At 51.4% G+C, this 21,932-nt stretch carries 19 protein-coding genes and 1 pseudogene; 16 read left to right on the forward strand and 4 right to left on the reverse strand.

Annotated elements, in window-relative coordinates:
- Positions 1–41 precede the first annotated feature (41 nt).
- The 14 genes from gpr to BMW55_RS06730 all read left to right on the forward strand — a co-directional run bounded on the left by gpr (position 42) and on the right by BMW55_RS06730 (position 16,642).
- Positions 42–1,139 (forward strand): GPR endopeptidase, encoded by a 1,098-nt coding sequence (gene gpr / locus BMW55_RS06665; RefSeq protein WP_089966624.1) that lies wholly within the window; start codon positions 42–44, stop codon positions 1,137–1,139.
- Positions 1,140–1,280: 141 nt separating this feature from the next.
- Positions 1,281–2,438 (forward strand): stage II sporulation protein P, encoded by a 1,158-nt coding sequence (gene spoIIP / locus BMW55_RS06670; RefSeq protein ID WP_089966626.1) that lies wholly within the window; start codon positions 1,281–1,283, stop codon positions 2,436–2,438.
- Positions 2,439–2,465: 27 nt separating this feature from the next.
- Entirely contained in the window at positions 2,466–2,813 is a 348-nt protein-coding gene (locus BMW55_RS06675) for a DUF3679 domain-containing protein (RefSeq protein ID WP_170839781.1), read from the forward strand.
- A gap of 102 nt (positions 2,814–2,915) precedes the next feature.
- Positions 2,916–4,733, forward strand: a complete 1,818-nt coding sequence (gene lepA / locus BMW55_RS06680) for a translation elongation factor 4 (protein ID WP_089966630.1) — start codon at positions 2,916–2,918, stop codon at positions 4,731–4,733.
- A gap of 62 nt (positions 4,734–4,795) precedes the next feature.
- A complete protein-coding gene (hemW, locus tag BMW55_RS06685) occupies positions 4,796–5,947 on the forward strand; it encodes a radical SAM family heme chaperone HemW (RefSeq protein ID WP_089966632.1) in 1,152 nt (383 codons plus the stop codon).
- A 94-nt stretch (positions 5,948–6,041) separates the two neighbouring features.
- Complete coding sequence (gene hrcA, locus BMW55_RS06690; RefSeq protein WP_089966634.1) at positions 6,042–7,076, forward strand: heat-inducible transcriptional repressor HrcA; 1,035 nt, start codon at positions 6,042–6,044, stop codon at positions 7,074–7,076.
- A 110-nt stretch (positions 7,077–7,186) separates the two neighbouring features.
- Positions 7,187–8,728, forward strand: coding sequence for a TCP-1/cpn60 chaperonin family protein (locus tag BMW55_RS06695; RefSeq protein ID WP_089966636.1), 1,542 nt, complete (start codon positions 7,187–7,189; stop codon positions 8,726–8,728).
- Positions 8,729–8,746: 18 nt separating this feature from the next.
- Positions 8,747–9,388 carry a nucleotide exchange factor GrpE gene (grpE, locus tag BMW55_RS06700; protein ID WP_244527470.1) on the forward strand — a complete coding sequence of 214 codons (642 nt, stop codon included), beginning with the start codon at positions 8,747–8,749 and terminating at the stop codon, positions 9,386–9,388.
- Positions 9,389–9,487: 99 nt separating this feature from the next.
- Positions 9,488–11,320 (forward strand): molecular chaperone DnaK, encoded by a 1,833-nt coding sequence (dnaK, locus tag BMW55_RS06705; RefSeq protein WP_089966640.1) that lies wholly within the window; start codon positions 9,488–9,490, stop codon positions 11,318–11,320.
- 132 nt (positions 11,321–11,452) lie between these two features.
- A complete protein-coding gene (dnaJ, locus tag BMW55_RS06710; RefSeq protein ID WP_089966642.1) occupies positions 11,453–12,583 on the forward strand; it encodes a molecular chaperone DnaJ in 1,131 nt (376 codons plus the stop codon).
- 121 nt (positions 12,584–12,704) lie between these two features.
- Positions 12,705–13,649 (forward strand): 50S ribosomal protein L11 methyltransferase, encoded by a 945-nt coding sequence (prmA, locus tag BMW55_RS06715; protein WP_089966981.1) that lies wholly within the window; start codon positions 12,705–12,707, stop codon positions 13,647–13,649.
- 17 nt (positions 13,650–13,666) lie between these two features.
- Entirely contained in the window at positions 13,667–14,413 is a 747-nt protein-coding gene (locus tag BMW55_RS06720) for a 16S rRNA (uracil(1498)-N(3))-methyltransferase (protein ID WP_089966644.1), read from the forward strand.
- Positions 14,410–15,753 carry a tRNA (N(6)-L-threonylcarbamoyladenosine(37)-C(2))-methylthiotransferase MtaB gene (gene mtaB / locus BMW55_RS06725; protein ID WP_089966646.1) on the forward strand — a complete coding sequence of 448 codons (1,344 nt, stop codon included), beginning with the start codon at positions 14,410–14,412 and terminating at the stop codon, positions 15,751–15,753. The genes BMW55_RS06720 and mtaB overlap by 4 nt, the downstream gene beginning before the upstream one ends.
- 136 nt (positions 15,754–15,889) lie before the next feature.
- Complete coding sequence (locus tag BMW55_RS06730; protein ID WP_170839782.1) at positions 15,890–16,642, forward strand: class I SAM-dependent methyltransferase; 753 nt, start codon at positions 15,890–15,892, stop codon at positions 16,640–16,642.
- Positions 16,643–17,090: 448 nt separating this feature from the next.
- On the opposite strand, the gene BMW55_RS06740 is transcribed toward BMW55_RS06730, so the two are convergent.
- On the reverse strand, positions 17,091–18,023 hold the full coding sequence (locus tag BMW55_RS06740) for a sporulation protein (RefSeq protein WP_170839783.1): 933 nt from the start codon (positions 18,021–18,023) through the stop codon (positions 17,091–17,093).
- 315 nt (positions 18,024–18,338) lie between these two features.
- Positions 18,339–18,959, reverse strand: coding sequence for a sporulation-specific diadenylate cyclase CdaS (gene cdaS / locus BMW55_RS06745; protein WP_089966654.1), 621 nt, complete (start codon positions 18,957–18,959; stop codon positions 18,339–18,341).
- A gap of 184 nt (positions 18,960–19,143) precedes the next feature.
- Here cdaS and BMW55_RS19650 point away from each other — a divergent pair.
- Positions 19,144–19,491: pseudogene (locus BMW55_RS19650) on the forward strand (NUDIX hydrolase); the annotation flags it as partial.
- Positions 19,492–19,581: 90 nt separating this feature from the next.
- On the forward strand, positions 19,582–20,253 hold the full coding sequence (gene deoC / locus BMW55_RS19655) for a deoxyribose-phosphate aldolase (protein ID WP_244527481.1): 672 nt from the start codon (positions 19,582–19,584) through the stop codon (positions 20,251–20,253).
- Here deoC and BMW55_RS06755 read toward each other — a convergent pair.
- Complete coding sequence (locus BMW55_RS06755) at positions 20,250–21,215, reverse strand: Na/Pi cotransporter family protein (protein WP_089966657.1); 966 nt, start codon at positions 21,213–21,215, stop codon at positions 20,250–20,252. The genes deoC and BMW55_RS06755 overlap by 4 nt on opposite strands.
- Before the next feature lie 254 nt (positions 21,216–21,469).
- Positions 21,470–21,838 (reverse strand): hypothetical protein, encoded by a 369-nt coding sequence (locus BMW55_RS06760; RefSeq protein ID WP_089966659.1) that lies wholly within the window; start codon positions 21,836–21,838, stop codon positions 21,470–21,472.
- Positions 21,839–21,932 lie beyond the last annotated feature (94 nt).

Consider the following 21,932-nt stretch of genomic DNA (forward strand, 5'->3'; position numbering starts at 1 on the left):
TTGCAAAAAATACAGCTAGGTATATGGAAGGAGTGAACGGAATGCAGCGGGAGCATCAAATTGATTTGAGCGGTTATTCGATCCGGACGGATTTGGCGCGCGAGGCTCACGATATGGCGGTTGCACGTCGCGGGGAGGGAAGTTCGATTCCGGGTGTCCGCATTGAAGAGACAACGGAGAACGGGATCACGACCAGTTGGATTTGGATCGATGACGAAGCCGGCGGGGAAGAAATGGGAAAAGTTCCCGGTACATATCTGACTTTGGAAGTTCCTGGTCTTCGCTCCAAAGATTCAGTGCTGGAAAACCGGGTGGCTACACATTTTTCGGATCAATTTAACCGTTTTCTGCAGGAAGTGGGGATTGGTCCGAATGACAAGGCGTTACTGGTGGGTCTTGGCAACTGGAATGTGACGGCAGATGCTTTTGGACCCCTGGTAATGAAACATGCCATGGTCACCCGCCATCTTTTTCAATTGTCCCCGGAGCACGTGGCGGAGGGCTACCGCTCGGTCAGCGCCATTTCCCCGGGCGTATTGGGGATTACGGGAATCGAGACCAGTGAAATCGTGCACGGAGTGGTGGAAAAATCGAAGCCCGATTTCGTCATCGCCTTTGACTCTTTGGCCTCAAGGGCCCTTTCTAGGGTGAATACCACGATTCAAGTGGCCGATACCGGCATCAACCCGGGTTCGGGGGTAGGGAACAGGCGGAAGGCATTAAATAGGGAAACACTGGGCATTCCGGTGATTGCGATTGGAGTTCCAACCGTTGTGGATGCGGTGACCATCGCCCATGATACGATCGACTTTGTGTTGTCGCACATCAGCAGGGAGATGCAAGGAATACGCTCCAATCCGCTCGATCCGTACAACCGGCCGACGGTGAGAGAACTGCAGGAACATGAGGTGCCGAAAGAGACGCGAAACCGGATGATGGGAATGTTCGGCGGGCTGGATGCTGAGGAAAAGAGACAATTAATTCAGGAGGTGCTGGCTCCGCTGGGGCAAAATCTCATTGTGACCCCGAAAGAAGTGGACTCCTTTATCGCCAATATCGCCAAATTGGTGGCCAATGGCATCAACTGTGCCCTGCATGAAGCGGTAACCATGGATAATGTGGCTTCACATGTCCAATAACCGTCTCTATGGAGGATATACACGGTATATTCTCTTATTTTTTTATGATCCTCTCTTTCTACTTTTTCTTTTTGATAGGTTCTACTCCTTGCAACTCTCTCATAGTTTGAGGATGAGACGAGTTGATAGAGGGTGAACGAGATGAGAAACCGATATCGCGGATTTACCACGGTAAATATGTCCGGCCCCAAAACGCGCCGGGTATTTGTGCTGCTGCTTCTCGGAACGGCGCTCATCTTTTCTTTTGCCGGTGCTTTTGCGATGATTCAAGCGGAAAACAGCATTGGGTCCTCCGAGTTAAGCAAATGGACTTCCCACATTTCCGACAAAACGCTGGTGATGGTGATGGGCGGGGAGATCCCTTACTTAAAAGAGCATGTACAAGCCTCCGGAATGGAAAAAATGGTGTCCCGGCTCATTTTTGAATTGATGACCAGCATTGATTTTCGTGATCCGCGAACCTTTTTGGGAAGGGAGCTTCCCATGTTTGCCCTGTTTGATTCGGAAATAGACGTGGCGAGTGAGGATGTGGACTATACATCGATTCCTATCGAATCACCACCGCCGGCAGAGTTGGAAAAAGAAATTTTAAAGGGGTTGAAGGAGTCCGAATCCGCGGATGACCCGCTGGTCCAAGAACCTGCAAAGGGCGGTGTGAAAACCAAACGGGTACTCGTTTATAACACACATTTTTGGGAGTCCTATTTGCCCGAACTGGGAAAGAAACAACCGGGCCAGGCGAGCGATCTCAACAAAAATGTAACCTATTTGAGCAAACATTTGGTTAAACAACTGGAAAAAATGGGCGTGGGTGCGATTTTCACCCAAAAGCAATATACTTGGCAGGGATCGTATGTGAAATCGCGCAAAATGGTGCAAGCGGTGATGAAACAGCATGATGACATCGAATATTTGATTGACATCCACCGTGATGCGCTCCCCCGGAGCAAAACGACGCTGGTGAGCGGACAGGATGGAAAAGCCTACGCCAGATTTGCTTTTATTGTGGGGAGATCGAGCAAAAACTTTGAAGAAAATTTGCAGTTTGCCCGTTATTTGCACAAGCGGATTAATGAGCTTCATCCGGGTCTTTCGAGAGCTGTTGTCATTAAAGAGCGCACAAATGGAAATAACGGAGAATATAACCAGTCTTTATCGCCCAACAGTATCCTGGTGGAAGTGGGCGGGGTCGGCAATCATTTCGAGGAAACGTATCGATCTCTGGATATTTTGGCAAAAGTGTTAGCAGAGAAGATTCATGATGCGGTCCCGGTTTCGGGAGAGCCGGCCAAGCCGTGATGTCAACAAATGATCGAGGTGAATGGGATGCGCGCATCGGTTCAGATCATCAGTCTTGTGGGGATGCTCATCCTGGGAATCTTTTTGGGAATCGATTCGGCAGAAAAAAATATACAAAAAATACAGGGGACAGAAGGGGCTCCGCGCGCCATCCAAATCAGTCCGCAAAACGGAAAGATTGAAATCGCTGTTTTGGGGGAGGTCGTGGAGACATCCAATCCTGTTGAGAAGATGGACCGGTATGAGGTAGCGGGAGTTGCCCGTCAGGTGGAGAAAGAATCCAACCGGTTAGCAGCGATCGGCAACCAGATGGGAACGGAAATCCGTGAGGCAACGCGGAAAATTGCCGAGTTTCTTTTTAGCTGGGCGGATTAGAAAAGCGGGTTCCACAGGCGTCTGTTCCATTGAAGCAAAGCGTGCATCCTGCTATAATTAAGGAATGCAGTCGTGCTCGTTTTTGCAGGAGGGACTACGGCGATGGATAAAAAAGAACGCCAAGCAAGGATCCGCAACTTTTCCATTATCGCCCACATCGACCACGGGAAATCCACACTGGCCGACCGGATTTTGGATGCGACCGGTGTGCTTACCGAACGGGAAAAGCAGGATCAGTTTTTAGATAAAATGGATTTAGAACGGGAGCGCGGGATTACCATCAAATTGCAATCGGTCCGCCTCCCTTACCGGGCGAAAGACGGTCAGGAGTATATTCTCAACCTGATCGACACTCCCGGACATGTCGACTTCACTTATGAAGTTTCCCGGAGTTTGGCGGCGTGCGAGGGAGCTTTATTGGTGGTTGATGCCTCGCAGGGAGTGGAGGCGCAGACGCTGGCCAACGTTTATCTGGCCCTGGAAAATGACCTGGAAATCATTCCGGTGATCAACAAGATCGACTTGCCGAGCGCCGAGCCTGAACGGGTTAAACAGGAGATTGAAGATGTGATCGGCCTCGACGCGAGCGATGCTGTGCTGGCTTCGGCCAAAGCGGGCATCGGCATCGAAGAGATCCTGGAGCAAGTGGTTAAGAAAATTCCCGCTCCGGCCGGCGACCCGGATGCGCCGCTCCGTGCCTTGATCTTTGATTCGCTGTATGACTCCTATAAAGGAGTTATCATTTTCATGCGTGTGGTGGAAGGCACGATTAAAAAAGGCATGAAGATCAAAATGATGGCTACGGGCAAAACCTTTGAAGTTACCGAAGTGGGTGCTTATTCGCCCCACCCCGTGCCGATGGACGAACTGTCCGTCGGTGAAGTGGGTTTTGTCGTCGCCAATATTAAAAATGTGAAAGATACGCGGGTGGGGGATACGATTACCGATGCCAATAATCCGGCTGCCGAACCGCTGCCCGGCTACCGCAGGATTAACCCGATGGTTTTCTGCGGGCTGTATCCGGTCGACTCTTCCGACTACGACGATTTGCGGGAGGCGCTGGAAAAGCTGGAACTGAACGACGCTTCTCTCGCCTACGAACCGGAAACGTCAACCGCACTCGGCTTTGGATTCCGCTGCGGTTTCCTGGGGCTGCTCCATATGGAGATCATCCAGGAACGAATCGAACGCGAATTTGGCATTCCGCTCATCACTACGGCGCCGAGCGTTGTTTATAAAGTATATCTGACGGACGGTTCGGTGATGGACATTGAAAATCCGACTTTGATGCCGCCGCAGCAAAAGATTGACCATGTGGAAGAGCCGTATGTCAAGGCAAGCATCATGGTGCCGAACGATTATGTAGGCACAGTCATGGAGCTTTGCCAAAATAAACGCGGACAATATCTCGATATGAGCTATATCGATACCAACCGCGTGAATATCACCTATGAACTGCCCTTGGCGGAGATCGTCTACGACTTCTTCGATCAGTTGAAATCCAGCACCAAAGGATATGCTTCGTTTGATTATGAGCTGATTGGATACAAAACATCCAATCTGGTGAAGATGGATATTCTTTTAAACGGTGAAGTGGTAGATGCCCTGTCGTTTATCGTGCACCGGGACCGCGCTTATCACCGGGGGCGCGCGCTGGTTGAAAAATTGAAAAAGCTGATTCCGCGGCAAATGTTTGAAGTTCCCATCCAGGCGGCCATCGGAAACAAAGTGATCGCGCGCGAAACGATCAGCGCCATGCGGAAGAACGTGCTGGCCAAATGTTACGGTGGGGACATCTCAAGGAAACGGAAGCTTTTGGAGAAGCAAAAAGAAGGGAAAAAGCGGATGAAGGCGGTTGGAAGTGTCGAAGTGCCGCAAGAAGCGTTTATGGCTGTGTTGCAAATGGATGAAAACAAATAACCGGAAAAGCCGTAAGTGGTGTTCATGCCGCTTGCGGCTTTTTGCCAGCGGGAGGTGACGGGATGCCGCCAAAAGCTGTTTATATTCACATCCCTTTTTGTACCCACAAATGCCATTATTGCGATTTTACCGCCTATGTCGTAACCGGGCAGCCTGTCGATGATTATTTGGAAGCGCTTGACCGGGAGATGGAGCTGACCGTAAAAGAAGTTCCTCCTGAAGAGATCGAGGCCGTTTTTATCGGAGGGGGGACACCGACCATTCTCACTCCGGACCAAATGAGACGTCTTTTAGAGAGCATTCGTGAGCGTTTTCCCCGCTGGGCGGCCGATTTGGAGTTTACCGTCGAAGCCAACCCCGGCACGACCGGCCCGGATTTGCTCAAGGCGATGCGCGAGGGCGGGGTCAACCGCCTCAGTTTTGGAGCGCAAACTTTCCGCCCGGATTTGCTCCGGCGGATCGGCAGAGTGCATGGGACGGAAGAGATCAAGAAAAGCGTGTATCTGGCGCGGGAAGCGGGTTTTGACAACTTGTCCCTGGATTTGATGTTTGGTTTGCCCACTCAAACGGTAAGCGATATGGAAGAAACACTGGAGCAGGCCGTTCTGCTGAACCCTGATCATTTTTCATGCTACAGTTTGAAAGTGGAAGAAGGAACGCTGTTTCATTATCTATATGAAAGAAAAGAATTGCCTCTGCCATCGGAAGATGAGGAGTTGGAAATGTATCAATTGACACGTTCCTTTCTGGAACAGCACGGGTACCGCCAATATGAAGTGAGCAACTTTGCCAAGCCGGGGCGCGAGAGCCGCCACAATTCCACTTACTGGCGCAACGAAGAATTTTACGGTTTGGGAGCCGGGGCCCACGGATATATGAATCGCACCAGACATGCGAATATAAAAGGAATCCGGCAGTATATCGATCAGGTTCAAAGCGGAATCCGTCCGGTGGCTGAGGTATATCCGGTGAGCCGCCAGGAAGAGATCGAAAACTTCATGATCCTCGGTCTCCGGATGATGGAGGGAGTCAGCCGTTCCCGCTTTGCTTCAAGGTACGGGATGACGGTGGAACACGCCTTTGGCCCGATCCTGGCGCGTTTGACGGAAAAAGGGCTGCTTCAGCAACAGGGAGACCGCATCACATTGACGGAGAAAGGGCTGATCTTTGGCAACGAAGTTTTTGCTTCATTTCTCGGAGAACAGGTTTTATAACGGGAATGATTGACATCAATTCGGCCGTTTGGTAATTTAATTATAGTATTTTTAGCACTCGAGGTAGTGGAGTGCTAACAAGGAGGGGAGGCAGATGTTAACCGAGCGGCAAAAACAGATCCTCTTGGCGATCATTGATGATTACATCATATCAGCTGAGCCGGTAGGTTCCCGTACTGTCTCCAAGAAAAAGGGAGTTGGTTACAGCGCGGCCACAATCCGCAATGAGATGGCTGATTTAGAAGAGATGGGATTTTTGGAGCAGCCGCACACATCTGCCGGACGAATACCTTCGCAAAAAGGATATCGTTTTTATGTGGACCATCTGTTGACTCCGTATATGTGGACCAAAGAAGATTTGCTCGCTTTGCACAAGCACTATTCCATGAGGATCGATCGTGTTGAACAGGCGATCCAGCACACCACTTCCATTCTTTCAAAGATGACCAACTATATGACGATGATCCTGGGACCCACCATCTCCGAAAACAATTTAAAACATCTCCAAATCGTTCCCCTGTTTGATCGCTCAGCGGTATCCATTCTGGTTACGGATACCGGGCATGTGCATCAGCACCGGGTGACATTTCCGGAAGGGGTCTCTCTGTCAACCATTGAAAAGCTGGTCAACCTGTTGAACCACCGCCTGACAGGGGTTCCGATTTCGAAAATGAAAGAAGTGGTGGCCCGCGAACTGTCCGACGAGCTGATGAGATATGTGGATCACTATGAAAAGCTGACCGAGCTCGTCGATCAAATTTTGCAGACGGAGCAAGACACGCAGCGCGTCTATACCAGCGGGGCGACGCGGATGTTGGAGCAGCCGGAGTTCAGAGATGTGGAAAAAATGAAATCCCTGCTCGATCTCATGGAAAAGAACGAGACGATCATTCAACTCTTGAGGCCGGAATCCAGCGGAGTGCAAGTGCGCATCGGACAGGAAATCAGATTGGAAGAGATCAACGATTGCAGTATTATTACAGCTTCCTATACGATTCATGGCGAACCCGTTGGAACGATTGGAGTACTCGGGCCGACGCGGATGGATTACGGAAGAGTGATCAGCCTGATCGATTTCCTGGCTAAAGACTTTTCCAAACGACTGAGCACCCTTTATGACGGAGAATAAATTTTTGATATAAATAGAAAATAGGGCGGTTTGATCGCCGTGCGCGGGACTATGCGTATTAGGGGTTCAGGCGAACCCCTATCCCTATGTAGAGAAAGGAAGGGTACCGGGTGCCTGACAAAGATCACTTGAGCTCAGACAAAGGGGAGAGTCATCTTTCCGCACTCATCAGCAATACCAATGCAGTCAAGGCTGTGGCAGCAGCTGTTGAATCGACGCTTGGCCCCAAAGGGCTGGATACGATGTTGGTGAATGAGAATAATGAAGTGATCGTCACCAACGATGGAGTAACGATTCTCGATCGAATGGAAGTAAAACACCCGGCGGCCCGCATGATCGTGGGGGTGGCAAAAGCCCAGCAGGAAGAGATGGGCGATGGGACAACGACCGCCACGTTGTTGGCAGCCGCGTTGGTGGATGAAGGCGCGAAACAGGTCAGCCGCGGGGTGCCGGTAGTCAAAGTGATTGCGGGAATTCAACGAGGTGTCCGCTTCGCTTTGAACAAAATGAAAGAGAAAGCCCGGCCCATCTGGGAATTGGATGATGAATGGCTGCAGCGAATCGCTTATACGGCCAGCCGTGAAAACGAGGATATCACCTTGGCGGTGATCGAAGCAGCTCATCTGGTCGGCCGGGAAAAGTTGTTGGAGAAACATTTTAAGCTCTCCAGTGCGGTCGTCGCCCATCCCCGGGCAGAAAGCAATGTGTTTTCCGGCATTTTGATCAATAAATCGCGGATGAATTCGCAGATGCCCTCGTTTAAAAAAGATGCGAGGGTCTTGGTTCTTGCTGATGCGTTGGAACCTGAATCCGTCGATGAAGAGGCGCGCGGGACGGATGCAGGCTTTGCCAAACAGGAAAGATTGCGTGAAGAATTTTATGTGGCTCTGGAACATCTGATTCATCTCAATGTCGGTCTCATCGTCACGTCAAGGGGGGTGGATCCCCATGCGGAAGAGGTGTTGACCGATGCGGGAACCATGGTTGTTCAGCGAGTCACCCGCTCGGATCTGAACAAAGTAGCGGAACACACCGGTGCGCGTCCAATCAAGCGAAGCGGCTTGTTCAAATCGTTGGAGGAATTGGAATCCGTGCTCGGCTTCTGCCGGGAAGCGGAAGATGAGGAAATCCTGGAAAAGATCCGCATCAGCGGAGGACGCGGCAAGCCGTTTGCCACGATTCTGGTGGGGGCCTCTACCGAAGAAGTGGTGGAAGAGCGCGAACGAATCTGCAAGGACACCGCATCGGCAGTACAGGCAGCCGTCCGCGGAGGATATGTCCCTGGAGGCGGAGCCGTCGAGTTATCCCTGGCCCGTGACGTGGAACAATTCCGGGATACGGTTCAAGGCATGGAACGGTTTGGGGTTTCAGCCGTGGCCGAAGCGTTGCAGCGCCCGATGGCTCAAGTAGTGGCCAATGCCGGATTTAATCCGCTTGAAAAAATTGAACAGGTGAAAGCCCTCCAACTCAAACGCCAATCCGATTCGCTTGGAATCGATTGCGACCGGGGTACGATTGTGGATATGATTGAGATGGGTGTGGTGGACCCTCTTTTGGTCAAATATCACGCACTGAAAGCAGCAGGAGAAGTCAGCACGGCCATTTTACGCATTCATACAATAGTGAAAATGAAGGAAGAACCTGTCTTCTAAACATGGGAGGATCCGATGATGGATACTGAAAACCAAGAGCTCCGGCAAATGAGGGGCCAAACTTCATCCAGCGGGGAGATGAATCCGGTGCCTGGGAACGAGGAGCAGCAGGATCCACACTCCTTGCATATGGAAGAAGCGGAGCCGGAACACTCCGACGTTGATGAAGCCCCTTCCACGCAAGAATGGGTACAGCAAGCGGCTGAATACAAGCGGCTTGCCGACCAATGGCAAAAACAAGCGGAGGAGAATCGACAGCAATATCTTCGCGCCCTGGCTGATTTGGAAAATTTCCGCCGCCGGGCGCGCAAAGAAAAAGAGGATGCTGTCAAGTATGCTGTCGTCCCTCTATTGGAAGCCTTGTTACCTGTTCTGGACAACTTTGAGCGCGCATTGGAAGCTGCCGACCAGAATCATGATGCCCAGGCTTTGCAAGAGGGCATTGAGATGGTGTATCGCCAGTTTCTGAATGTGCTTTCACAAGCTGGTCTTACCTTGATCGAAGCGGAAGGCAAACCCTTTGATCCGCATCAGCATCATGCGGTCATGCAAGTGGACAGCGAAGAACATGAGCCCGGCATGGTAGTGGAAGAGCTGCAGGCCGGTTATCGCTATTTGGACCGCGTCATTCGCCCGTCCATGGTTAAAATCAGCAGCTGATCTGGGCGGATTCCATACGCACCTTCCCGTATTTTTGTCACCATTTTGCCATTTACTATACGATCTATTGTGAACTGGATGTAGGAGGTAACGAGACGAATGGGAAAAGTAATCGGGATTGACTTAGGAACCACAAACTCCTGTGTAGCCTATATGGAAGGAAACGAGGCAGTCGTCATTCCCAATGCTGAAGGCGGCCGCACCACTCCTTCCGTCGTCGGTTTTTCCAAAACCGGTGAGCGGCTCGTAGGTGAAGCGGCCAAGCGGCAAGCGATCACCAATCCGGAAAAGACGATCATCTCCATCAAGCGTTACATGGGTACCAGCCATAAAGTAAAGATTGACGATAAGGAATACACCCCCCAAGAAATTTCGGCAATGATCCTGCAGAAACTGAAAGCGGATGCCGAAGCCTACCTCGGCGAAAAGGTGACGCAAGCCGTTATCACCGTACCTGCATATTTTAATGACAGCCAGCGTCAGGCCACCAAAGATGCCGGCAAAATCGCGGGTCTCGAAGTTCTCAGAATCATCAACGAACCGACTGCGGCGGCACTTGCTTACGGTTTGGATAAAGATGAGGATCAAACCATTCTCGTCTTCGACCTGGGTGGAGGTACCTTCGACGTATCCATTCTCGAATTGGGTGACGGCGTATTCGAAGTCCGCGCCACCAGCGGGGATAACCAACTGGGCGGCGACGACTTTGACCAAGTCATCATCGATTATCTGATCGAAGAATTCAAAAAGGAAAACGGCATCGATCTGCGTCACGACAAAATGGCGATGCAGCGTCTCAAAGATGCAGCGGAAAAAGCGAAAAAAGACTTGTCCGGCGTACTTACCACCACGATTTCCCTGCCGTTCTTGACTGCGGATGCCACAGGTCCCAAACACCTGGAAGTCACCTTGACCCGGGCTAAATTTGAAGAATTGAGCTCGCACCTGATTGAGCGCACCATGGGGCCGACCCGCCAGGCCTTGAAAGATGCCGGTCTCAGCCCGAGCGAAATTGATAAAGTGGTGCTGGTCGGAGGTTCTACCCGTATTCCGGCTGTGCAGGAAGCGATCAAAAAGCTCATCGGCAAAGAGCCGAGCAAAGGCGTAAACCCGGATGAAGTCGTGGCGATGGGTGCAGCCATTCAAGGCGGTGTTCTGTCCGGGGATGTCAAAGATGTGGTGCTCCTGGATGTCACTCCGCTGTCTCTCGGAATTGAGACGCTGGGTGGAGTCTTTACCAAACTGATCGAGCGCAACACCACCATCCCGACTGAAAAATCCCAGATCTTCTCCACCGCCGCGGACAACCAGACAACGGTGGATATCCACGTCCTGCAAGGAGAACGTCCGATGGCAGCGGACAACAAAACCCTGGGCCGCTTCCAATTGCACGATATTCCGCCGGCTCCGCGCGGCATTCCGCAAATCGAAGTCACCTTTAAAATCGACGCCAACGGAATCGTCAACGTATCCGCGAAAGATAAGGCCACCGGCAAAAGCCAGGCCATTACGATCCAATCCTCCAGCGGCTTGAGCGATGAGGAGATCGAAAGAATGATCCGTGAGGCCGAACTGCATGCGGAAGAAGACAAAAAGCGCAAAGAACAGGTGGAAATCCGCAATAAAGCAGACCAGCTGATCTTTACCACGGAAAAAACCATCAAAGATCTGGGAGATAAAGTGGACGCCGCAGATGTTGAAAAAGCAAACGAGGCCAAAGACAAGCTGAAAAAAGAACTGGAAGGTAACGACATCGAAGCGATCAAAAAAGCGTCCGAAGAGCTGGAACAAGTGGTTCAACAGCTGTCTGTGAAGCTGTATGAAAAAATGCAGCAAGAGGCTCAAGCGGCTCAAAATGCCGAAACGTCCGAAACCAAAAAAGATGACAATGTCGTAGATGCTGAATTTGAAGAAGTAAAAGAAGATAAATAAGAGGAGACGAGATAGAGAATCTCCTCGGCAGGAAAGTCAACGTCGAGGCTCTGCCTCGGCCTGGCTTTCCATTTTTTGTGGTGGAATCTTATAAAAGAAAGCGCCAGGTTGACAGCAAGAGGAGGTGGTCGGATGAGCAAACGGGATTATTATGAGGTATTGGGCGTAAACCGTGACGCTTCGGACGATGAAATCCGGAGAGCGTACCGGAAGCTGGCCCGTAAATACCACCCGGACGTAAACAAAGAACCCGACGCTGAACAAAAGTTCAAAGAGGTAAAAGAAGCTTATGAGGTTTTGAGCGACCCGCAAAAGAAAGCGCAATATGATCAGTTTGGCCATACCGATCCAACGGGTGGATTTGGCGGCTTTGGCGGAACAGGCAGCGGATTTGGAGCCCAGGACTTCGGCTTTGGTGACATTTTCGATATGTTCTTCGGGGGCGGGCGCCGCAGCAACCCGAATGCGCCTCGCCAGGGGGCCGACCTGGAATACCGTCTCACGATCGAGTTTAAAGATGCCGTTTTTGGAAAAAACGTAGATGTGGTCATTCCGCGTACAGAAACATGTGATACGTGCCGGGGTACAGGTGCCAAGCCCGGAACGTTTCCGGAAGTATGTTCGGTCTGCCAGGGAAGCGGGCAGGCGGAAGTGGTCCAAAACACACCGTTTGGCCGCATCGTCAACCGCAGGGTTTGCCACGCTTGCGGAGGAACGGGCAAGATGATCCGCGAGAAATGCACCACCTGCACCGGCTCAGGTAAAGTAAAGCGGAAGAAGAAGATCAATGTCAAAATCCCTGCCGGTATTCACGAAGGGGCACAGCTTCGCGTCAGCGGGGAAGGGGAGCCGGGCATCAACGGCGGACCCCCGGGAGATCTTTACATCACAATCCTGGTCAAGTCGCATGACTTCTTCAAGCGGGATGGGGATGACCTTACCTGCGAATTGCCGATCACATTTGCCCAGGCAGCATTGGGTGACGAAGTGATCGTTCCCACTTTAAACGGCCGTGCCCGTCTGAAGATCCCGGCCGGTACGCAAACAGGTACGGAGTTCCGCATGCCCGGAAAAGGAGTTCCCCGCTTGCGCGGATACGGGCAAGGGGATTTGCGCGTCAAAGTGCGCGTGGTGACTCCGACCAAGTTAACGGAAGAACAAAAACAAGCGTTGCGTGAATTTAACCGCCTGTGCGGTGAGTACATCCATGAGCAAAGCAATAATTTCTTTGATAAAATGAAAAAAGCATTTCGAGGTGACTAATTTGTCGGGAAGGCCGTTTTTCCGCCGGGTGGTTTCGTCATTGCCTTGAGTCAGAAAAATGGCCTTCACCACTGAACGGGCAAATCAGCCCGTTTTTCTCTATTTAAAAGGGGGATCCGTGTTGAACTGGATCGAAGTCAATATTCATACAAGCCATGAAGCGGTTGAAGCGGTCAGCCATCTGCTTCAGGAGCTGGGGGCGGACGGGGTGGTGATCGAGGATCCGGAAGTGCTCGGACGAAAATGGGAAACCTCTTATGGAGAGATCATCGAACTTTCCAAAGAGGACTATCCCGAGCAAGGGGTCCGGGTGAAAGGTTACCTGTCCGAGTTGAAACTGGAGGATCCGAAGGCACTTGTCGCACGGCTCCAAACAGAGATGCAGCAATTGAAAACGTACGGCATCGACCCGGAACCGGCAGTCGTCGAAACAAAGGTGGTGGATGAAGAATCCTGGGCCAACGAATGGAAGAAATATTATAAGCCCGTCAAAGTTACGGAGCGTTTAACCGTTAAGCCGACCTGGGAAGAATACACCGCCGAATCCGATCAGGAGAAGATCATCGAGCTGGACCCGGGGATGGCGTTTGGTACGGGAACCCATCCGACCACGAAGCTCAGCATGCGTCTGATGGAAAAATATATGGCTCCCGGCATGCGCGTCATCGATGTCGGGTGCGGCAGCGGAATCCTCAGCATCGCAGCGGCCAAATTAGGAGCCAAACAAGTGCTGGCCGTCGATCTGGACCCGCTGGCGGTGGTGAGCACAGAAAACAATGTAAAACAAAACGGAGTGCAAGAAGTAGTTACCGCCCGTGAAGGAGATCTGCTGAAAGGAGTGGCGGAGAGAGCGGAATGTGTGGTGGCCAACATTCTGGCGGAGATCATCCTGCTCTTCGCCCATGAACTGCCCCGGGTGCTTACTCCCGGCGGCATCTTCATCGCTTCGGGAATTATCGAAGAAAAAGCGGAGCAGGTAGCTGCTGCCCTGGAGCAATTCGGACTCGAGGTATTGGAAACCATTGACGAAGAACGCTGGGTAGCCATTGCCGCAAAAAAATGGTAAACTGATAGGAGTGTCCGATGCAACGATATTTTATCTCGCCAGACCAAGTGAATGATGAACGGATTCTGATCACCGGCGATGATGTGCATCATATCAAAAACGTGATGCGAAGCCGTCCGGGCGATCAGCTGGTCTGTTGTGACGGTCAAGGCAGGGACTATCTTGCAGAGATCGAAGAATTGACCCCGGCAGCCATCCGTTGCCGGGTGATTCAGATTTCCCCTTCCAAAGGGGAACCCAAGACACAAGTGACGATTGCACAGTCCCTGCCTAAAGGGGATAAACTGGAGTGGATCTTACAAAAAGGGACAGAGATCGGTGCTGTCCGTTTTCTTCCCTTTACTTCCGAACGTACCGTTGTTAAAATAGATAGCCGCAAGACCGATAAGAAACACGAACGCTGGGAGCGGATAGTCAAGGAAGCCGCCGAGCAGTCTCATCGGGGCATCATTCCGGAAGTCGCCCGCCCCGTCAGTTGGAAAGAACTGCTCGAAGAAATAAAGTCCGCAAAAACCGCCTGGATCGCTTACGAAAAGGGAGGCCAACCCCTTGCCAAAAGCTTGGCGGAAGCCGCTTCTGAAGAGATTCTGCTCATTATCGGCCCTGAAGGCGGATTTACGGAGACAGAGGTGGCCGAAGCCGAAGCGGCAGGGGCGGTCCCCGTTACTTTGGGGATGCGGATTTTACGTACGGAAACAGCTTCCTTGGCCGCTTTATCCTGTATATTATTTCAACGAAATGATCTGGGAGGTGAAACGGAATGAACACCGTTGCTTTCCACACGTTGGGTTGCAAAGTAAACGCCTATGAGACGGAAGCCATGTGGCAACTGTTTAAAAAAGCGGGTTATCAGCGGGTGGACTTCGAAGAGAAAGCGGATGTCTATCTGATCAACACCTGTACGGTAACCAACACGGGGGATAAAAAGAGCCGTCAGGTGATCCGCCGCGCGATCCGCAAAAATCCCGATGCGGTGATTTGTGTAACCGGTTGTTATGCGCAAACTTCCCCGTCTGAAGTGGCTGCGATTCCGGGAGTCGATATCGTGATCGGCACGCAGGGACGCGACAAGCTGATTGAATACGTGGAACGTTTCCGCCGTGAACGCCAGCCGATCAATGCGGTTGGCAACATCATGAAGCAGCGCGAATTTGAGGAACTGGACGTTCCGACCTTCTCCGACCGTACCCGCGCATCGCTTAAAATCCAGGAGGGCTGCAACAACTTCTGCACCTTCTGCATCATCCCTTGGGCGAAGGGGCTCTCCCGCAGCCGGAAACCGGAGAGCGTCCTCAAACAAGCCCGCCAGCTGGTGGAAGCCGGTTACAAAGAGATCGTTCTTACCGGAATTCACACCGGAGGTTACGGCGAGGACTTTGAAAACTACAAACTTGCCGATCTCCTCTGGGACCTGGACAAAATCGAAGGTCTGAAACGCATCCGCATCAGCTCCATCGAAGCCAGCCAGATCGATGAGCGCGTGATCGAAGTGCTGAACGCCTCCGAAAAAATGTGCCGCCACCTGCATATTCCCCTCCAAGCAGGGGATGACGCGGTTCTGAAACGGATGCGCCGCAAATATACGGTGGCAGAGTACAAGGAGAAAATCATGCGCCTGCATGAAGCGATGCCCGATGTGGCCATTACCACCGATGTCATCGTCGGATTCCCGGGCGAAACCGACGAGCAATTTGAAAACGGCTACCGGTTTATCGAAGAGCTGGGAATGTATCAATTGCACGTATTCCCGTATTCCAAACGGACCGGAACGCCGGCTGCGCGCATGCCGGACCAAGTGCCGGAAGAGGTCAAACACGAACGGGTGAAACGCCTGATCGAACTCTCCAACCGCCTGTCTCTCCGGTACGCGCAAAAATTCGTCGGCGATGTGCTGGAAGTGATTCCGGAACGCCCGTACAAAGAAGATCCGAAGAGCGGCTTGTACATGGGATATTCCGACAACTACCTTCAAGTCGTCTTCCCTGCCCAAGAAGAATGGGTCGGCAAAGTGTGCAGGGTCCGCATCGACAAAGCCGGTTCCGAATACTGTCACGGCACCTTTGTCCGTGTTGTTGAAGACACCCCCCGTCCGGCTGCCGTTTAATGCTCGAAGCTGTTCGCTTGTCCTGAGCAGACAAGTGAACAGCTTTTTTGCTTGTGGTATTTTTCGTAAACATCGTTTATAATGGAAATGTGATATGAAACTATGTTTCATCAGGCGAAACAAGGAGGGATCGGAATTGGGCGAAAAGAGCAAAGTGGTTCAACAGTTTGATCGATCAGGGGAGGCATACCTTACAAGCCAGGTTCATGCAAAAGGGCAGGATTTGGAATGGATCAGGGAGTTAGCCATGCGATCTCCCGGGGAAAAAGCGCTGGATATTGCAACCGGTGCGGGTCATACTGCATTTCTGTTAAGCGGATGCATCAAACACGTGGTGGCGTTGGATGTAACACCCAAGATGGTGAAACTCGCTTCAGATGAAGCAAAAAGGCGGAAGATTCGTAATCTCACATTTGTGCTGGGGGATGCGGAAGCCCTTCCCTTTATCGACAGCTATTTCGACCTAGTCACTTGCCGCATCGCCGCACATCATTTTCCGAATGTCAAAAAAGCGGTACAAGAGATGTACCGGGTTCTTCATCATGACGGCCTGCTCATCCTGATCGATAATATTGTTCCGGATGATGCCGACAGTGCCAGGCTGCTCAATCAGATTGAAAAGCTGCGCGATCCCTCCCACCACGAATCCCTCACATTGAACCGTTGGCACCGGCTTTTTACGGAAGCGGGCTTCTCCGAGGTATCCTGCTATCGCACGTGGACGACGCCGATGGATATTCCCGAATGGCTGGACCGGGCCAAAACCCCTCCTTCCGACCGTGAGATGATTTATGCGCTGTTCGAACAGGCAAAACAGGATAAATGGGTAGATAATCAAACCATTTTCCTGCAAAAAGTAATGTGGGTATGCCGAAAAAATCAACCATGATCCGTCCACTGAGTCCTCATGATTCCCCCGCTGTCATGGAGCTGGTGAGAAGGTTGCTTGCCCATGCACTCTTTCAACCCGACGAGAATCAACTGAGCCGGATCATCTTATCTTACCGGACGGGAAAAGAGCGTTCGCTCTATTTGTTCGAGACAGAAAACGGAGTACTTGGTAGTCCTGGCCTTGCGATCCATAAAGATGAAAAATCTTGCATATCGCTGTGAACCCCGACAGCCGGGAACAGGGAATCCGCTGGAAGATGGTCAACGAAATAGCGGAAAAAAATCTTTATCCCGGATCTGTGGTTGGGAGAAGGGGAACGGAAAGGTCTTATTACAAACGTTGACCCGACGATAACAGTGTTCCGGGATTTCTTCTTACCCGTTAAAATTGCCTAAAAAAAGCCGCTCCAGCGAACTGAGCGGCTTTTTCCTTCATGGAACCATCATCATAAATCTTCTTCTCCGCCGAACAAGCCATCGAATAACCCGACATCATCGCTTTCTTCCCCTTCTCCAAAATCGGCTGCAAATCCGTCTTCCACGATGTCCTGAAATGCTTCCGCGGCGATCAATCCGGCGGCAAATGCGCCAACCGCTCCGGTTATGCCGGAGAGTTTGTGGCGGAAATGATGATAGAAACGCTGTTTATCATGTACATAGCTGTGGGGATGCTCAACCATTTCCGTAAGCACTTGCCGGAGGAAAGGGACGAGTTGTCCCGGATCATCCAGCACGCGATTTTCGATCCAAACTTCCCGTTTCAGTTCCTGTTCACCCGTAAACGAATATAAATCCATTTCCAGCAACAGGCGGATTCCTTCTTCTTCCATTCCTGCCACAAATCCGAGTTCTTTGGCTTCCTCTTTGAGAAAGGAAGTCGGGCTGAATTCAAATTCCTGCATATAACCGTCAAAGGAACGGGAACCGTATTTTTCACGGAAGCCCAGTTGTTCCAATGCGGTAAAGATATTTTGCAAACGCTGGGGGGGCATGATGAGAACCGGATCCCTGTCCGTACTGTCCACCGCTCCGGCGATATCCAGATGGGTCACGAAATAATACGAAACCGAGTAGCCGGAGAGCAGCAGATTCTTGGGCAACTCGTAGGAAAAAGGAAGTGTTTTTCTCTCTCCCGGTTGAATTTGAAAGGAACCGGGGAACGGAAAACGATGGATCAACACCGTTTGCTCCTGTTTCTCCGTGTGCACGCTCATCATAAAATCGATGTCGATCCCGTTGATCTCTTGTGGCACCGTTCCTCCTTGAATGACCAATTCTCCGCTCACTTGCTCTCCCAGCGTATATTCTTCTTGATCTAAAACCAAATCCACTTGAGCCGCGCCTTTGCCCAATTTTGCCATAAATTTCTTAAAAACCAAGATATTTTCCTCCCGAATCCTATGCGGTTTGCAACTAGCCATATTATACATGGAAAACAGCGCTGGAAACTGTTTCAAATATGTAAAAGTGATGATCGATTTATCAAGTAACGGAGGATGACACGATGCCCTCACTCTGTATAGGCCGCGGATGTTACGGTGTAGGCGAAACATTCATACACGGAAGATTTCATCTGGCGTTCTATTTTGGCCTCTCTCCATTTGAAAAGGCGAAACCGAGATCGGGAGAAGGGTTCAGCCTCTTTCCAATCCGTTACCGGACGTTCGGCGGTTTGCTTTCCGATCCGGATACGCTTAGGATGGCAGCCCGCTCGCATACAGCGGATACAACTTCCCTTTAAATGCAAAGGAGGCATTTCCGGTTTCTTCGGAAACTACAATGACCAGCGCGTCACTCCGTTCGGACAACCCAAGGGCAGCCCGATGCCGGGTTCCCAATTTTTGTTCGCTCTTTTTGCCGGAAAGAGGCAGAATATGGGCTGCAGATATAATGATGTCACCGCGGATGAGCACGGCTCCGTCATGCAACGGACTTCCGGGAAAAAAGATCGACTCCAGAAGTGAACTGGTAAAGGTAGCATGGACGGGCGTCCCGTGCCCGACCAGAGGATCTAAAGCATCTTGCCGTTCCACGATGATCAGTGCCCCGTGTTTACGCTCAGACAGGTGGCGGATGCTTTTGGCCAGCTCCAAATATTTATTGGTATGGGTGGATAAATAACATTGCAGGTAAAAGGAAGAGGCCAATGCTTCAATCTGGATCAACTTATTTTTTAGTTCAGCGAATTGGCGAAGCAGGCAGGTCGTTTCATTGTCCAACGTTTGCCTGAGCTGATGGATGTCTGAAGTGAGACACGATAAATATTCTTTGATCTGTTGCTTAAGCGGTGAGAAGTCACAATCCAAATGTTTCATAGGCACTCCGGACTTTTTTGATGATGAGGTTAGTCTGCCCATTTTCATGCCGGAAATTCCCCGGATAAACCGTACCCGGCTGCTGACCGGGAAGCGAATCCGTTTTTGTGAAGATGATCTTGTTTCCCGCATCCAACTTGTGCTATGATCACTACGCAAAAAAAGGTGAAAAAGGATGTGTCAGATGAAAGAAAAATCGGCAGGCGGGGTCGTCTACCGGATCCGTAATGACCGGGCTGAGATTTTGCTCATTGCCGATCGCTACGGGAAGTGGACGCTGCCCAAGGGGAAAAAAGAGCCCGGAGAGACGGATGAACAGACCGCCCTGAGAGAAATTAAAGAAGAAACCGGGATTGACGGGCACATGATCGACAAGATCGATCATGTGAAATATCAATATACGGACCCGGAGCGGGGACTGGTGGATAAAGAAGTCGTTTACTATTTGGTGGAGGCACGGAGTGGGAAAGAAGTTCCGCAGCTTGAAGAGATTGAAGGGCTGGGCTGGTATACGGCCGAGGAGGCCCTCCAACTTCAAAAAGAAAAAGGATACGGCAATAATGAGAGAATTATGAACCTCGCCTTGGCGCGAATGGAGAAAATCGTGAAAGGAAGATCAAATATGGATGTCAAACAGATTGCGGCGATGATCGATCATACGCTCTTAAAACCCGAAGCGACCCGGGAGCAGATTGCCGTTTTATGCGAAGAGGCCAAGAGACACGGATTCGCTTCTGTCTGTGTAAATCCTTATTGGGTGAAAGAAGCAGCCGCTCATTTGGCAGGAACTGATGTCAAAGTATGTACGGTGGTCGGTTTCCCGCTCGGGGCAACAACCAAGGAAGTGAAAGTTTTTGAGACCCGTGACGCCATTCAAAACGGGGCGACGGAGATCGACATGGTGATGAATATCGGCGCTCTCAAATCGGGGGACCTGCAGACGGTTCAAGAGGATATTCAAGCGGTTGTGGAAGCAGCTCAGGGGCTGACGGTCAAGGTCATCCTGGAAACAGGACTTTTGACGGATGAGGAGATTGTACAGGCATGCGAACAAGCCAAGCGAGCCGGCGCCCGTTTTGTGAAGACTTCGACCGGGTTTGGCCGGGGAGGAGCGACGGTGGAAGCGGTGGAGTTGATGAGAAAAACAGTCGGACCGGAACTGGGAGTGAAAGCCTCCGGCGGAATCCGCGATCTGAAAACGGCACAGCAGATGATCGAAGCAGGTGCTGACCGGATTGGAGCCAGCGCCAGCGTAGCAATTGTGACCGGCGGGACAGGAACGGGCACGTATTAGAGATTGCGCGGAAACCCGTTCCACTTCACCGGGACGGTTTTATTTGGGGTGAGCCAAGTAATCCCTTTGGCAAAAGCATCGGAGAAGGGCAAGACGGCCAGCGAGCAAATGAGATTGAACAATGTCTGGATATGGGCGATCTGTGTGGCCGGATTCTCCGATAAATAGGGGGCTGCTTGGCTGATCAATGGAATGAGCGGCGCAAAAGCCAAAACACCGGCGGCGTTTAGAATGAGATGGGAGAGAGCGACTCGCTTCGAGGCCAGGTTGGTTCCGAGTGATGCGAGCAAGGCGGTGACGCAAGTTCCGATGTTGCTCCCAAACACGACGGCGATGGCAAAGGGAAGAGATAATAGTCCTGATGCGTAAAAACCCATGGTGATGGCGATGCAGGCACTGCTGCTGTGGATCAAAGCGGTAAGCAGCATTCCTGCGGCAATCCCTGTCAGGATCGGATGACCCCCGTTTTCCATCAGCCAGTGAATCCAGCCCCGTTCTTTCAAAGGATAGGTGATCCACTGCATGGTTTCCATGCCGAGAAAGATACAGCCGAATCCGCCGATCACCAGCCCCAACCGGGACAAGCCTTTGAACGGCAAAATGTAGGTCACTGCACCCAAAATGATGAATGGAACGGCAAAGTCCTCGATATTTAAAGCGAGGATTTGTGTAGTCACAGTCGTTCCGATATTGGTTCCCAAAATGATCCCGATCGTCTGGGCAAATGTGAGAATGCCGGCGTTTACGAACCCGATCGTAAGCACGGTGACCGCGCTGCTGCTCTGCAAAAAAGCCGTGGATACAATTCCGGTGATGAAACTGCGCAGCGGGGTGCGGGTGAATTGGAGCAAGGCATGGCGCAACCTTTCTCCCGCCATGTTTTCCAAGCCCGATCGCATCAATTGCAAGCCGAACATAAAAATGGTTAAACCCGTTGCAAAGGGAATAATGATTTCCTTCATCCCGTTAGCCCTCCCTTGTCCATATCAGTATATGGGGGAGGAGGCGGCGGCATGACCGCAGAAGAAAATATAACGCAGACCGCAACCGATGCGACGGGCCGATGTTTCTCAAGCCTGGGCATGACAAGTCACCTTCCCCGGAAGGCCAATCCGGGGGGGGGGCAGTCCCGACAGCTACAAGTGCGGGGATGATTTTACAACCATACACACGTTACAAAAAAAGGCCTCTGTTTTCATCGAGGCCGGAGCGGTGATCATCTTTTTCTGCGGCTTTTGGGCGTGTACGGCGGTGCTTCAAAATGGTTGAAATCCGGATGATAAGGGGCTGACCAATCAGGCAATGCCGGAGGTTTTTGCTGTTTGTAACGGGAAAGATGGGACGGATCCGGTTCGGGAGGACCAAATACCGCCCAGGGCCCGTCTTCCCATTCGGCGTACTCCGGATGGAGCTCCGATTTCGTTCTTTTGTCGCTATGGTTTCCCGATCTCGACTCTGAATGTTCAGGATTCATCAACCAATTTCTTTCCGGATGCTGCGCGGCCATCTTTGCCAACTCTTCTTTGACGATTCTGCGGATCAGATCCCTGAGCTTCGTATCACCTGTAGAGGGCTTCCTGGTCAATGGGTTCACCTCTTTGCGGAAATCGTGATACAGTATATGCCGCTAAAGATTTGCGGGTGAAGAGCCATACGTTTTTCGCTGTTCAATATTTGCT

Origin of the sequence: Lihuaxuella thermophila (genome assembly GCF_900110165.1) — a bacterium.
Classification (GTDB): Bacteria; Bacillota; Bacilli; order Thermoactinomycetales; family Thermoactinomycetaceae; genus Lihuaxuella; species Lihuaxuella thermophila.

What these genes read in the sequence shown, in the direction of transcription:
- gpr (WP_089966624.1), top strand. Translation starts at nt 42, where the DNA reads ATGCAGCGGGAGCATCAAATTGATTTGAGCGGTTATTCGATCCGGACG.
- spoIIP (WP_089966626.1), top strand. Translation starts at nt 1,281, where the DNA reads ATGAGAAACCGATATCGCGGATTTACCACGGTAAATATGTCCGGCCCC.
- BMW55_RS06675 (WP_170839781.1), top strand. Translation starts at nt 2,466, where the DNA reads ATGCGCGCATCGGTTCAGATCATCAGTCTTGTGGGGATGCTCATCCTG.
- lepA (WP_089966630.1), top strand. Translation starts at nt 2,916, where the DNA reads ATGGATAAAAAAGAACGCCAAGCAAGGATCCGCAACTTTTCCATTATC.
- hemW (WP_089966632.1), top strand. Translation starts at nt 4,796, where the DNA reads ATGCCGCCAAAAGCTGTTTATATTCACATCCCTTTTTGTACCCACAAA.
- hrcA (WP_089966634.1), top strand. Translation starts at nt 6,042, where the DNA reads ATGTTAACCGAGCGGCAAAAACAGATCCTCTTGGCGATCATTGATGAT.
- grpE (WP_244527470.1), top strand. Translation starts at nt 8,747, where the DNA reads ATGGATACTGAAAACCAAGAGCTCCGGCAAATGAGGGGCCAAACTTCA.
- dnaK (WP_089966640.1), top strand. Translation starts at nt 9,488, where the DNA reads ATGGGAAAAGTAATCGGGATTGACTTAGGAACCACAAACTCCTGTGTA.
- dnaJ (WP_089966642.1), top strand. Translation starts at nt 11,453, where the DNA reads ATGAGCAAACGGGATTATTATGAGGTATTGGGCGTAAACCGTGACGCT.
- BMW55_RS06720 (WP_089966644.1), top strand. Translation starts at nt 13,667, where the DNA reads ATGCAACGATATTTTATCTCGCCAGACCAAGTGAATGATGAACGGATT.
- mtaB (WP_089966646.1), top strand. Translation starts at nt 14,410, where the DNA reads ATGAACACCGTTGCTTTCCACACGTTGGGTTGCAAAGTAAACGCCTAT.
- cdaS (WP_089966654.1), bottom strand. Translation starts at nt 18,959, where the DNA reads ATGAAACATTTGGATTGTGACTTCTCACCGCTTAAGCAACAGATCAAA.
- deoC (WP_244527481.1), top strand. Translation starts at nt 19,582, where the DNA reads ATGGATGTCAAACAGATTGCGGCGATGATCGATCATACGCTCTTAAAA.
- BMW55_RS06755 (WP_089966657.1), bottom strand. Translation starts at nt 21,215, where the DNA reads ATGAAGGAAATCATTATTCCCTTTGCAACGGGTTTAACCATTTTTATG.